Here is a 13,427-nt window from a genome sequence, read left to right as displayed (position 1 = left end):
CGATCCTGAACGGAGAGACCGTCGAGGAAAGGATCGCGCAATGGGACTGGTCAGGACAATGTTGACTGTCGCCGGCTTCTGCCTCGCGCTCTCCGCCTGCAACACCACGGACGCCCTGACGCCACCCGAGGCGATCGGCGATGTCGGCTCCAACCCGGTCACCCAACGGGATGTCGAGCGGATGGCCACAGCACCCCAGCGTCGCCAAAGCTATCCGGGAACACAAGAGAGCTACGGCTACCAGCAGCAGACTTCTCAGCAAGCATATCAGCCGCAAAGCTATGGCGGCGGTTCGCTTGACGACCAAGCATCGGCGCTGCGGTCGAACGGCACCAATCCCTATGCCTCGCGCCCGCTTGATGACGGCCGCACCGCTTCCATCGCCCCGGCCGATACGCAGACCTCGCAAACCGACGAGCAGAGCGAGGCCGACCGGCGCCTTTCGGAAGATCCGCAACAGCAACCGAAACGGCAGCGGCAAGCCGCCGACGATCAACAGCCGGAACAACAGCAACAGGCGTCGCTGCCGCCCGCCGCCGCCCCCGGCGGCAACAGCATTCGCTTTCTGCCGATCATCGGCGCGCCCGTCGACGCCGTCACCCCGCTATCGCGTCAGCTCGGTGCGGATGCCCGCTCGCTCGGCCTGACGATCAAGAGTTCCAGCGACGCCAGCGCCAGCTATGTTTTGAAGGGCTACCTCTCCGCCTTCGAGGACGGCCCGCAAATTTCCGTGACCTATGTCTGGGATGTGCTGGATAACAACGGCAACCGCCTGCACCGAATCCAGGGCGCGGAAAGCGCGCCGCTGAAGCGCGGCGACCCGTGGACGGCCGTTCCGCCGGCCGTCATGCAGAAAATCGCCTCCAAAACCATGTCGGAATTCAATTCCTGGCGCAATTCCAGCGGTGGATAGCCACAAGCTTTTCAGAAATATGAAAGGTATCGCGCGTCTCCCCCTTGCATTCGAGTGCAAGGCGGTTAAAAGCGCGGCTATCAGGTTGGTAACAGGCGGGCCAAGATGAAGGTTTTCGCAGGCAATTCGAACAGGCACCTTGCCGAAGCGATCTGCAATTATCTCAATGTTCCCTTGGGAAGGGCTAGCGTCCGCCGGTTCGCCGACCAGGAGATTTTCGTAGAGATCCAGGAAAACGTGCGCGGCGAGGATGTCTTCCTCGTACAGCCGACGTCGTTTCCGACTAACGATCACCTGATGGAACTGCTGATCATGATCGATGCGATGCGCCGCTCGTCGGCGCGGCGCATAACCGCAGTCATCCCCTATTTCGGCTATGCCCGCCAGGATCGCCGCGCCTCCGGGCGCACGCCGATCTCGGCCAAGCTGGTGGCCAATCTGATCACCGAGGCTGGCGCCGACCGTGTTCTCACGCTCGACCTGCACGCGGGCCAGATTCAGGGATTCTTCGATATCCCGACCGACAATCTCTATGCGATTCCGGTGCTGACCCGCGACATCAAGGCCAATTACGACATCAGCAACGTCATGGTTGTCTCGCCCGACGTCGGCGGCGTCGTGCGCGCCCGCGCTCTTGCCAAACGTCTCGACTGTCTGCTGGCGATCGTGGATAAGCGCCGCGACCGCCCGGGCGAATCCGAGGTGATGAACATCATCGGCGAAGTGGAAGGAAAAGACTGCCTGCTGATTGACGATATCGTCGATTCCGGCGGCACGCTCTGCAACGCGGCCGATGCCCTGCTCGCACAAGGCGCGGCAAGCGTCACTGCCTACATCACGCATGGCGTCCTCTCGGGCGGTGCCGTGACCCGTGTTGTAAACTCGAAACTGAAGGAACTGGTGATCACCGATTCCATTCAGCCGACGACAGCAGTGCAATCGGCGCCCAATATCCGCGTCATCAGCACGGCCAGCCTCATCGGCGAAGCCATCAACCGCACCAGCCAGGAAGAATCGGTCTCGAGCCTGTTCGACTGAGGCCGACAAGCACTCTCAGGCGGTCTTCGCTGCGGACGGATGTGTCTGCCTCCATGCCAGCAAGCCGATCCCGACAAGACCCGAGGCGAACACAGCCGCCCCCGCACCCATGATCGAAGGCCCGATGCCAAACCAGGCAAACAGGCTCGGCGACATGAGGTAAGCCACAAACAAGCCCGTGAAAATAGCGCACATCAGCAGACGATAGACCTGTGCCAGGCGATGCGGTTCGCTGCGCGTCTGCATCAGGTACAGCATGGCGAGGTTTTCAAAAGGACCATTGATTGCCGCGAAGCACGCGACGATCATCAGCCACATCCTGTCATGCATTAGCGGCAGCAGGAATACCCCTGCCCCGAAAATCAGCTTTGCCACGATAATCCAGACAACAGGCCGGCGAGGCTTGATGCTGCTGAGAATGAGATTGGTCGTCAGGTTACCGACACCGTAAGCCGTCATCATCAAGCCGTAATCCGTCAGAGGATCGGCGCTGGTTTCGCGCAGATGCAAGATCATCCCGAGCAGAATTCCCATTGCCCAGGCGATGTTCCCCATCAGGTTGGTGAATAAGCCATAGAGGATCGCCGCATGACCCCGGGCCACCCGCCATCCGCCAAGGACACCATCTATCACGGCAGCCGTTCCGGAAAAATCGCGACGCCTCGGCGCAGCCGGGAATTTCGCGACCGCGAGCCAGACGGCGAGCGCCGACAGCAAGAAGGTAGCTGCAGTGACAGTAAAAAACTGCGACTTCGGCAGGAAGCCGTTCACGAGCGCGATCAAGCTCGGACCGAGAATGCGCGCCATGCGCCGTGTGGCATCGAACAGGCCATTGGTTGCATGCCGAACATCAGGATCGACGGCAATCGTCGGCAGGGTCGCCTGCAGCGACGGGTCGAATGTCGAGGTCAGCAATGCAATGCATCCGGCAAGTACCATCAGCAGCGGCAGGCTCATCAGATGCAGAAGGCCGGCAAGCGACAAAGTCAGCAACAGAGCTGCACGCACGAGATCGGCTGCGATCATCGTGGTACTGTGACGCCAGCGATCCGTGACGATGCCGCCGAAGAGACTGCCGAACAGAAGCGCGCCGGACTGCAACGCGGAAACATATCCCGCATTCCTGCCGATGAAGTCCGCCGCGATCCAGACGACTGCGACCATGTAGAATTCGGAACCTGTGGCCGCCAGCACCTGACCGGCCCACAGGAGAGAGATCGAACGCTGGCCGAGCGGCCTTAGAACAAACATGATCGCATTCTGACTTCAGATTGATTTACTTGATGACCTGGCCGTTGACCTTCACACCGCCGTCTTCGGAAAGATCGATCTCCCAGCGCGAACGCCCGTCCGCATCCGTCTTGGCGAAGCCCTTGGCCATCATCAGGCCGAAGGAAAGCTGAGCGAGATCGGTCTTCGTCTTGGCGGCCTCCTGGACCGCGGCGATCGTCTTGTCGAGATCGCGGGCGAGCACCGTCATCTTCATGGACACGCGGTCCTTCTCGTTCAGCCAGCCGCGCATGCTGCCGGAGGCCTCGACATCGTAAAGACCCGAGACGGCGCTGATTTTCGGAAAGTTGATGGTCATCGTCCCATCCGGGAACATGGCTTGCTGCAGCTTGACGTCCATGGCCGTATTGTTGTCCGGAACCTTGAAATCGGTCTGCTGCAAGACGTCCATCAGAGCGGAGAAGTTCAGGTTCGGCACCTGCAACTGGATATCGGCGGCATCGGGAATGAAGGCGACATAGTCTTCAGGCATCAGACCCGAGGCAAGGGTGAGCTTTTCGGCACTCATCCCGAAATCGGCGTTCATCGCATTGGTCGGCCCCGCCACCTTGAAGAAATAGCCGAGCTTCTGCAGTCCGCCATCACCGAGTGGCGTCGTGACGGCAATGTCCTTGATGGCGACCGACTCGTCGAACGAACCGACGATCGGCATCGCGTCCATCAGCAGGGCCTTCAGCGCCAGGCTGTCGGTGTCGGAGAGGGTCTTCTGGTCCTTGTGTTCCGAGACGAAATGCAGCAGGGAATTCACCGCCTTCAACGGCAGCTTGGTCGCGCTGGCATTGAAATCGATTGCCGCGACCTTGATTTCGCCAAGCGCCGTGCTGTCTGACGAGATCTTGTCGTAGAGCGACTGCAGGCCGCCGCTCATCTTGATATCGAGTCTGCCAGGCTCGCCGCTGTCGGACGAGGACAGGGTATAGCCGATGCTGTCGATCGTGGCGTCGTTCTTCTGGACGCCATTGTCGGTGGTCTTGGTGGCGAAGGTGATGCCGCTGCCCTTCATATCCATCGAGCGCAGATAGTGAAGCGCAGGATCGAACACGCCCTTGAAATTCGAGGAGGCCAGCGCATAACGAAATTCGGTGTCGGGACCGCTGCCCGGCTTCGAGCGCGCCGTCACATCAAAGGCGTTGTTGCCTTCAATGTTCCAGAGGCCGCTATCCAGCGGCGTCGCAAGCAGCGCCAACGGCTTCAAGCCGCTGATATCGAAACCGGTCACGTTCAGCTTGTCGAAAAGCTTCTGCAGGTCATAGGTGACCTCATAATGAGCACTGACCGGCTTCACCGAGATGCCGCCGCTCCCGGCGATATCATCGGGCAGGAAATAGGTCAGATTGCCGAGTAGATCCTTGGCACCCTGCTCGCTGACATCTGCCGCCTGGACAATGCCGGCCACGCCGGCGGCGAGAACAGCCGCCGCGGCAACCGCTTTAAAACGCATAATTCACCCCCAAATATGATGGAAAAACAATATGAAAGTCCGAAAATGCCCAAGAAGCTTGGCTCGCCCCGTGCCTCAGGGCTTCTTCATCACCTGTCCGTTGACCGTAACTGTCCGATCTTCATCCATCGTGACGTCCCAGCGTAGGCGACCGTCCGGATCGGTTTTTGCAAACCCCTTGGCGGCGAGCAGGCTGAAGGAGACATTGTTCAGCCGAGGCTCCGTCTTGGCGGCCTCCTGAATGGCTGTAACAGTCTTGTCGAAATCGCGCGCCAGGATCGTTGCCTGCAACGAATAGTCGGAATGGGCCTTGGTCGAGGCCTTCACCGCGCCGGAAACCTCGACGTCGTAGACACTGGAGGTAGCGCTTATCTTCGGAAATTCGAGCGTACCGTATCCGCTCGGGAACATCGTGCGCTTCAGCGCTTCACCGGAAACCGGCGTCGCCCGCGTGGCGACCGCCCCTAGAGCCGTGTCGATGAGGCCGGCGAAGTTGATGTTGGGCACACCGAGCTGAACGTCCAATGTCTCGGGCAGGAAAGGCGAATAAGCCGCCGGGATGAGGTCCGCATCAGGCGTGAAATGCTCTGCCCGCAGCTCGAAATTGACATTGGACGCCTTTGTCAGGCCATCCATCTTGAAATTATAGCCGACACGCTTGACGCCGACCTTGCCCTTATCCGTCGCCACCAGGACATTGTTCAACGTCACAGTCTTGTTGAACGAACCGAAAACCGGCAGGGCGCGGCGCACCAGCTGCTCGAACTTCTCGCTGCCGCTTTCCGAGAGCTGCTTCGCCTTGACGTGTTGAACGAAGAAGCGAATGAGTGCACGCAGCTCCTTCACTGGCAAGCTGGTCGCGGTAACGTTCGTATTGACGCTCTCGACACTGAAGTTGACGGGTGAACCATGCGGCCGCCCCGTGAACTGTTCGCTGAATCGCTGCAGCGTGCCCTGCAATTGCAGATCGACCTTGCCTGCCTCGGTGCTGTCTGTCACCGTATGCGCGAAAGAGGCGCTATCGATGGTGGCGTCGATCTTGCGCCCGCTCCTTGGCCCGCTGCCGACACTGGAGAATTTCACGCCGCTGCTCTTGATGCCCATCGACCGCATCATCTCGATCGTAGGATCGAAAATGCCGTCGAAAGAGGTGGAGGCAACGGAATAAGCGATGTCGGACACCGGCGAATGCAGAGAAATATCGAGGCTGTTATCGCCCTTCAAATGCCATTTGCCCTGATCGACCGGCTGCGCGAACAAAGAAAGCGGCTTGAAACCCGTGACGGAAAACGCGCTGGAATTGATTTTGTCGAAGAACTTTGCAAGGTCATAGGTAATCTCATACTGATCACCCGCTGGCTTCACCGAGACGAAATCGCTTCGGGCAAGATCGTTTGAAAGAGAATGCGCCAGTATGTTGCGAAGGTCCTTGGCGCCTTGCTCGTTGATGTCGGCCGCCTGTGATGCGCCGGCAAGACCCATGGAAATAACCGCAGCGGCGATAGCCCTGGAGCGCATGCCCGACCTCTCCTTTTGACCCTGATCGATTGAGTTCGACTGTTGAAGGGGCCGAGGGTATATGTCAAGTCGTTGATAGAAATGGCGTCGCAGCCTCGTGCGCAAGAGTTGCAATGTCATCACAGACCTTCGCATTCCGGAGGTGCTTGCGCCTTCGGCCACTTTGTATTATACGCCACGCGTCCGCGTAGACACCCTTGGAGGCAACGCGGATGAGGCAGGGCATGCCCTCCTCCAGTTCAACCGATACGGCGATGACCGACCGGATGAACTCTCCAAATAACCTCGAAAGGAATAGCCATGAGCCACGAAAGCTACGAGCTCAAGGCCGAGGCGCGCGAACGGGTTGGTAAGGGGTCCGCCCGTGAACTTCGCCGCAACGGTTTGATTCCCGCTGTCATCTATGGTGACAAGCAGGCCCCCATTTCTATCGCTCTCAACACCAATGAGGTGACGAAGCGCATCCACGCCGGCGGTTTTCTCACGACGATCGCAACGATCGACGTCGGCGGCAAGAAGATCAAGGTTCTGCCGAAGGACTACCAGCTCGATCCGGTCCGTGACTTCACGGTTCACGTCGATTTCCTGCGCGTTTCCGGCAACACCGAAGTCACCGTTGAAATCCCGGTTCACTTCGTCAACCACGAAAAGTCCCCGGGCCTCAAGGCTGGCGGCGTTCTCAACATCGTTCGTCACGAAGTTGAAGTTCATTGCCCGGCCGACGCGATCCCGGAATTCTTCACCGTTGACCTCAGCGGCCTGAAGAGCGGCGACAGCATCCACATCTCGAATGTGACGCTGCCGAAGAAGGTCACCCCGGTGATCAGCGACCGCGACTTCACGATCGCAACGATCGTTGCCCCGGCAGCCGGTCTTGCGGAAGAGGAAGAAGGCGGCGAGGAAACCACCGCCTGATTTTGGCGTCTTCATTGCCAAGCATCCAGACCCGCCTCCCTTATGGGGATGGCGGGTTTTTCATATGTAATCACTAATATTAGAACAAATAAAAATAAAGATTTCTTGAATCTATACTTTGATTGATATTCTTTAACCCCGGAATTTCAACAACATTTAACACATTCATGGAACCTTACGCGAAAGAGTTGTAGGGAACGGTATCCCAAGATTCGCCGGCCTATGACTGGGGAGCTATCGGGACTATGAGCCATTCGGTCGAAAACAGGTTTTTCGCGATCGTCTGCGGAGCGCTGCTGATTTTCGTAGCGCCGCTCTTTATTCTATTCCTTTTCCTGTCGTCAGAGCGCGCCGAAAAGGAAATCAAGGATCATATAACCGTACTGCTCGTTGCCAATGCCCAGGCCCTGGCCAAACCTCTGTGGGATCTCGACGAAGACAGCGTCACCCAGATCAGTGCGACGACGGTCGCCGAAGGCGCCATCGTCAGGGTCAATGTCCGCGACCTCTCTGGCCAGCTCGACGTCACGCAATCGACAATCCCTAAATCCTACAAGGGCAATCTGGAGTCGGTTTCCCGTTCGATCGTCTATAACGGCGTCGATGGCGCAAAGAAGCTTGGCACCATCACGGTCTACTATCCTCAGCTTGGGCTCTTCGATGGTTTGAAGAACGAGGAGATCGTCTTCATCTCCATCTTCATCTTCGCCGTGCTTACGGTCTTCGGCGCGGCGCTGATCGGCAACCGCATCTTCGTCATCCAGCCATTGATGCGGCTGACGCACGCCGTGGAGGCGACGCGGCGGCTCGGCTCGCGCCATCATGTCGATTGGCAATCGAATGACGAAATGGGACGGCTCGCCAGCAGTTTCAACGACATGCAGAGCAAGCTTCAGCGCGAGGAAACCGAGCTGAAGCACGCTCATCGCCGCGCCACCGACACTTATAATCTGACGCCCGCCATGCTCTTCTCCCTCGACAAGGACGATTGCATCGCCGCCGTCAGCGATTACTGGCTCGCTGCGACAGGCTATAATCGTGCCGAGGTGTTGGGGCGGGAATTCGCCAGTCTGGTACTGCCAGATTCGCGCTCGCAATATGTCGACCGCAAACGCAGCCATCCCGATAGCGCCGCCCGCCTTGCCGTCACGGTAAAATTCCTTTGCCAGGACGGGCGCAAAATGGACGTCTTGATCCTCGAGACGACGGCAGTCCAGGACGGCCTCTCACTGTCCGTCATGACCGACGTCACCGAACTCAAGCAATCCGAAGACCGGAACTTGCGCCAGGCGATCACCGACCATCTGACCGGCCTCTTGAACCGTCAAGGCTTCGAGACCGCACTCGACGCCAAGATCAATGAGGCGGACCTGCGCCATCGCGAGCTTGCCTGCCTCTTCATCGACCTCGACCGTTTCAAGTGGATCAACGACAATATGGGCCATGCAGCCGGCGATGCGGCACTGCGCGAACTCGTATCGCGCCTGCAGGCCCGACTGACGCCCGGCGATGTCGCAGCTCGCCTCGGCGGCGACGAATTTGCGATCCTGTTGCTGGCGGAAGATGCGGAAGCAAGAGCCATGGACATGGCCGCTCGCATCGCCGAAGTCTTCGACGCGCCATTCTGTGGCGACGCCCGCCTCAGCGCCAGCATCGGCATCGCCATCTATCCGCGCCAGGCCGCCAACGCGGCCGAACTGCTGCTGAAATCCGATATCGCCATGTATGCCAAGAAGCGCGACGGCAAGAACGGCGCGCAGATCTTCGACAACGGCATGCTCGATGACTCCCGCCGCCGCGCTGAATTGGAGAGCTACATCGAAAGCGGTCTCAGCGAAGACTGGTTCGAAGCCTATCTGCAACCGGTCGTCAATATCGATGATCGCTCGATTGTCGGCTTCGAGGCGCTGATGCGATTGCATCATCCGCAGAAGGGCATCCTGCCTCCGGGCCGCATCATCGAGGTTGCGGAAGAAACAGGCTCCATCATACGCATAGGCAATCGCATCATGGAAAAAGCGATCGCCCATTTCGCACGGCTGTCGCGGCTCGACGGCATGCAGGACAGCTACATCGCGATCAATTTCTCACCCTTGCAGTTCGAGCCGGATCTACCCGTGCGCATCGCAGCCTTGCTTTCGCGCTACGATATTTCCCCGCGACGCATCGTCATCGAAATCACAGAGGCCGTGCTCATGGACGACAATCCGGAAACACGCATGGTCATCAACGAGATCTGCCACTACGGCTGCCGCATCGCGCTCGACGATTTCGGCACGGGTTATTCCTCGCTGAGCTATATCAATCGGTTCCCCGTCGACATCATCAAGATCGACCAATCCTTCATCCGCGCCATCAACGATACCGCTTCGGACGTCAGCGCCAGGAGCCGCATGCTTGTGGAAAGCATTACGACGCTCTCGCACAAGATGAGCTGCACGGTCATTGCCGAGGGTGTGGAAACCGAAGAGGAATGCGCGACCCTGCGCACCATGGGCATCGATTATGGGCAAGGCTATCTCTTCCATCGACCGCAACATCCGGACAATCTGATGAAAACGCTGTCCGGCCCGCAATTCGACCAGCTCTCCCCCGTAGCGCAGGCGTCATAGCGATGAGGAACCGCATGCGAAAACTGCTGCTAACGGTCGCCATCAGCCTGTCTTCGCTATCCGTCCTTTCTCCTGCTCGTGCTGAAACCATCCATTTCACGACCGAGGAATATCCGCCCTTCAATTATCGCGACGGCAAGACCCCCGTTGGAGCAACCGTCGAACAGGTACAGAAGGTCATGACCGACATCGGCGTCGATTACACGATCGATATCATGCCCTGGGCCCGGGCCTACAACCAGGCGCTGACGGAGCCTCTGACCTGCGTATTCGCCACGGCGCACAACGACGAGCGCGACAAGCTCTTCAAATGGGTGCAGCCGTTGCTGATCGATCGCAACATCCTGATCAAGCACAGCGGCTCGACGGTTACAGCCGCCACGATCGACGAAGCCAAGACGTACCTCGTCGGCACCTGGCGCCAGGACTATACGGAGAGTGTACTGCGCCGGAACAATTTTCCGCGTATCGATGTGGGCAGCGACTTCAGGGCGACGCTGAAGAAACTGATGAGCGACCGCGTCGACCTGATGCCGATCTCGGAATTCTATTTCGATAAGCTGAAGAAGGACGGCAATGCCGTGGAGAAGGTGACGATCCTCTCCCAGCAACCCATGGGTATCGCCTGCCAGAAGGATTTCCCCGACGATCTCCAGAGCAGAATGCAAACTGCGCTCGATGCGCTGATCGCCGACGGCACGCAGACGCGGATTTTCCTGAAGTACGGCCTGCGCCTCGGCGAGTGATCGCATCCCGCCTTGACTTTGCCGTCAATTCCCTGTCGTGAAGGGCATCTGCATTTTCCAAGGGGTGAAGCGCATGCTTCTCATCGCGGGCCTCGGCAATCCCGGCGCCAAATATCAGGGCAACCGCCACAACATCGGCTTCATGGCCGTGGACGCGATCCATCGCCGCCACAGCTTTTCGCCGTGGTCGAAGAAATTCAAGGCGGAGATTGCCGAAGGCGAGCTCGGCGGCCAGAAAGTGCTGCTCATCAAGCCGCAGACCTTCATGAACCTGTCAGGCGAATCCGTCGGCGAGGCCATGCGCTTTTATAAGCTCGAGCCGTCCGACCTCGTGGTGATCTACGATGAACTCGACCTGCCGGCCGGCAAGGCACGCCTGAAGACCGGCGGCGGCCATGGCGGCCACAACGGCATCAAGTCGATCGATGCCCATTCCGGCCGCGAATATCGGCGCCTCCGTCTCGGCATTGGTCATCCCGGCGCCAAGGAACTCGTGCACAATCACGTTCTCGGCGATTTCGCCAAGGTGGACCGGGACTGGCTGGAACCTTTGTTCGATACGCTTGCCGACAATGCCGACATGCTGGTGCGCGGCGAGGATTCGCAGCTGATGAACAAGATCGCGCTCGCCCTGGGCGGCAAGGCCGAGGAAGAGGCACCAAAGCCGGAAAAGAAAGTCACGGCCAAATCGCATATCCATCAAGCACGCAACCACAACCAGCCGAGGATACCGGAAACCGGCCCGATGGCGGAGATGCTGAAAAGGATGTTCGGCAAGAAGGGCGATTGAAATGCCGGAAGCAGCAGCCGAAAACGCCGACAATATCGTCATCCGGCCGGCAGCAGCCAGGGATCTCCGAACCCTGCTGGCACTCTATCGGCACCTCAACTCCGATCCAGAGCTGGAACTTCCTCTGGCGGACAGCCGCTTCGCCGAAATCCTGACCCATCCCGGCATGACGATCTTCGCGGCCTTCGCCGGTGACGAAGCAATTTCCTCAGTGACACTGGTGATAATTCCAAACCTGACACGCGGCGCCTCCTCCTATGCCTTGATCGAGAATGTCGTAACCCATGCCGATTATCGCCAACGCGGCCTTGCCGGAGCGCTCATTGAAAGGGCCATAGGGGCAGCCTGGGAAAAGAACTGCTACAAGATCATGCTGCTGACCGGCTCAAAAGACCCGGCGACACTGCGTTTCTACGCCAATTGTGGTTTCGCGCAGGACAAGACCGGCTTCCAGATCCGCCGCCCCGTTGCAGTCTGACGCTCCGAGGGAGCCTTATTCTTCCGGCTCGGTGGTGAACATCAGCGGGAAATCGGCACTTTTCGCCAGATCGATCGCCTCCTGGGCTTTCGTCTCGGCGATATCCCGCGCGCAAACCATCACCACGCAGCTGCCGAGCTTATGCGCCGTCATCATGACGCGATAGCCGGCCTCCTCGCTCATGCGGAAGACGGCCTTCAGCACCATGATGACGAACTCGCGCGGCGTGTAGTCGTCATTGACGAGAATGATCTTGTAAAGCTTCGGCCTCTCGACCTTCAGCTTGGTTTTGGTCTTTGGTTTAAGGACAACATCATTGTCACTCATCGGCATCACCGTTGACGACAGAGAAAAAGGCTTTGAGCTAATAGCGCCATTATAGTGCAGCGCACCACGCCATTCAAGGCGGACGGTGTCTCGGAGACAATGTGGCGCCGCAGCTTTTGAAGGCTTCAACCCGTCTTGCGGCAGAAAATCGGCTCGCTTTCCCCACAAGACTTGACCCGCAACGGCCCTTCCCCCATACGCACTGCAAAGATTTTCTAGATATGGACAAGGTGCCATGGGTTTCAAATGCGGTATCGTCGGGCTGCCGAATGTCGGCAAGTCCACTCTATTTAACGCGCTGACCAAGACGGCGGCGGCGCAGGCGGCGAATTATCCCTTCTGCACGATCGAGCCGAACACCGGTGAAGTCGCGGTTCCCGATCCGCGCATGCGCAAGCTTGCCGACATCGCCAAGTCGAAGGAGCTGATCCCGACGCGCATCTCCTTCGTCGATATCGCCGGTCTCGTGCGCGGCGCCTCGAAGGGCGAAGGCCTCGGCAACCAGTTCCTCGCCAACATCCGCGAAGTCGATGCCATCGTGCACGTGCTGCGCTGCTTCGAGGATAGCGACATCACCCATGTCGAAGGCCGCATCAATCCGGTCGCCGACGCCGAGACGATCGAGACCGAGCTGATGCTCTCCGATCTCGAGAGCCTGGAGCGCCGCACAGAACAGATGCGAAAGCGCGCCACCAGCAAGGACAAGGATTCCATGGCGATGCTGCCGATCATGGAAGCCTCGCTCAGCCTGCTGAACGAAGGCAAGCCGGTCCGCACGCTGCTGTCGAAGCTCGACGCGGAGGAGCTCCGCATCCTCAAGAGCCTGAACCTTCTGACCTCGCATCCGGTGCTTTATGTTTGCAACGTCGCCGAGGCGGATGCCGTGACCGGCAACGAGCACACCGCTGCAGTCGAAGCCATGGCGAAGGAACAGAATTCCGAGGTGGTGATCATCTCCGCCGCCATCGAAGCGGAAGTAGCCCAGCTGCCTGAAGAGGAAGCGACGGAATTCCTCTCCGCTCTCGGCCTCGATGAAGCCGGCCTCGACCGGCTGATCCGCGCCGGCTACAAGCTGTTGCACCTCATTACCTATTTCACAGTCGGCCCGAAGGAAACGCGCGCCTGGACGATCGAGCGCGGCACAAAGGCCCCGCAGGCCGCCGGCGTCATCCATTCAGACTTCGAACGCGGCTTCATCCGCGCCAGCACCATCGCCTATGACGACTACGTCGCCTACAACGGCGAAGTCGGCGCCAAGGAAGCAGGCAAGATGCGCTCCGAAGGCAAGGAATATGTCGTCCAGGACGGCGATGTCCTCAACTTCCTCTTTAACGCCTAAAGAATGAAGGGATTGCCGGC

General features: G+C 58.9%; 12 protein-coding genes. 8 read left to right on the top strand and 4 right to left on the bottom strand.

What is annotated here, in order from left to right; all coding sequences use genetic code 11:
- Positions 1-40 precede the first annotated feature (40 nt).
- Positions 41-913, top strand: coding sequence for a hypothetical protein (locus FHT29_RS04700; RefSeq protein WP_037194688.1), 873 nt, complete (start codon positions 41-43; stop codon positions 911-913).
- Positions 914-1,018: 105 nt separating this feature from the next.
- Positions 1,019-1,951, top strand: a complete 933-nt coding sequence (locus tag FHT29_RS04695) for a ribose-phosphate pyrophosphokinase (RefSeq protein ID WP_037194690.1) — start codon at positions 1,019-1,021, stop codon at positions 1,949-1,951.
- A gap of 15 nt (positions 1,952-1,966) precedes the next feature.
- Here the strand turns inward: FHT29_RS04695 and FHT29_RS04690 are convergent, their stop codons facing one another.
- The 3 genes from FHT29_RS04690 to FHT29_RS04680 all read right to left on the bottom strand — a co-directional run bounded on the left by FHT29_RS04690 (position 1,967) and on the right by FHT29_RS04680 (position 6,200).
- Complete coding sequence (locus FHT29_RS04690) at positions 1,967-3,202, bottom strand: MFS transporter (RefSeq protein WP_037194692.1); 1,236 nt, start codon at positions 3,200-3,202, stop codon at positions 1,967-1,969.
- A gap of 25 nt (positions 3,203-3,227) precedes the next feature.
- Positions 3,228-4,682 (bottom strand): YdgA family protein, encoded by a 1,455-nt coding sequence (locus FHT29_RS04685; RefSeq protein ID WP_168599244.1) that lies wholly within the window; start codon positions 4,680-4,682, stop codon positions 3,228-3,230.
- A 75-nt stretch (positions 4,683-4,757) separates the two neighbouring features.
- Positions 4,758-6,200, bottom strand: coding sequence for a hypothetical protein (locus FHT29_RS04680; RefSeq protein WP_168599243.1), 1,443 nt, complete (start codon positions 6,198-6,200; stop codon positions 4,758-4,760).
- A gap of 300 nt (positions 6,201-6,500) precedes the next feature.
- Between FHT29_RS04680 and FHT29_RS04675 the strand changes: the two genes are divergently transcribed.
- The 5 genes from FHT29_RS04675 to FHT29_RS04655 all read left to right on the top strand — a co-directional run bounded on the left by FHT29_RS04675 (position 6,501) and on the right by FHT29_RS04655 (position 11,741).
- On the top strand, positions 6,501-7,115 hold the full coding sequence (locus tag FHT29_RS04675) for a 50S ribosomal protein L25/general stress protein Ctc (RefSeq protein WP_037194699.1): 615 nt from the start codon (positions 6,501-6,503) through the stop codon (positions 7,113-7,115).
- 245 nt (positions 7,116-7,360) lie between these two features.
- Complete coding sequence (locus FHT29_RS04670) at positions 7,361-9,727, top strand: EAL domain-containing protein (protein WP_047638648.1); 2,367 nt, start codon at positions 7,361-7,363, stop codon at positions 9,725-9,727.
- A gap of 14 nt (positions 9,728-9,741) precedes the next feature.
- Positions 9,742-10,473, top strand: a complete 732-nt coding sequence (locus FHT29_RS04665; RefSeq protein ID WP_047638775.1) for a transporter substrate-binding domain-containing protein — start codon at positions 9,742-9,744, stop codon at positions 10,471-10,473.
- A gap of 73 nt (positions 10,474-10,546) precedes the next feature.
- Positions 10,547-11,263: an aminoacyl-tRNA hydrolase gene (pth, locus tag FHT29_RS04660; RefSeq protein ID WP_037194706.1), complete on the top strand. Its 717-nt coding sequence runs from the start codon at positions 10,547-10,549 to the stop codon at positions 11,261-11,263.
- 1 nt (position 11,264) lies between these two features.
- On the top strand, positions 11,265-11,741 hold the full coding sequence (locus FHT29_RS04655) for a GNAT family N-acetyltransferase (protein WP_047562694.1): 477 nt from the start codon (positions 11,265-11,267) through the stop codon (positions 11,739-11,741).
- Positions 11,742-11,756: 15 nt separating this feature from the next.
- On the opposite strand, the gene clpS is transcribed toward FHT29_RS04655, so the two are convergent.
- Complete coding sequence (gene clpS / locus FHT29_RS04650) at positions 11,757-12,068, bottom strand: ATP-dependent Clp protease adapter ClpS (protein WP_037194710.1); 312 nt, start codon at positions 12,066-12,068, stop codon at positions 11,757-11,759.
- A 235-nt stretch (positions 12,069-12,303) separates the two neighbouring features.
- Here clpS and ychF point away from each other — a divergent pair, with 235 nt between their 5' ends.
- Entirely contained in the window at positions 12,304-13,407 is a 1,104-nt protein-coding gene (gene ychF / locus FHT29_RS04645) for a redox-regulated ATPase YchF (protein ID WP_037194712.1), read from the top strand.
- Positions 13,408-13,427 lie beyond the last annotated feature (20 nt).

Source organism: Rhizobium sp. SG741, assembly GCF_012275435.1.
GTDB classification, from domain to species: domain Bacteria; phylum Pseudomonadota; class Alphaproteobacteria; order Rhizobiales; family Rhizobiaceae; genus Rhizobium; species Rhizobium lusitanum.
This window is presented reverse-complemented; position numbering and strand designations above follow the sequence as displayed.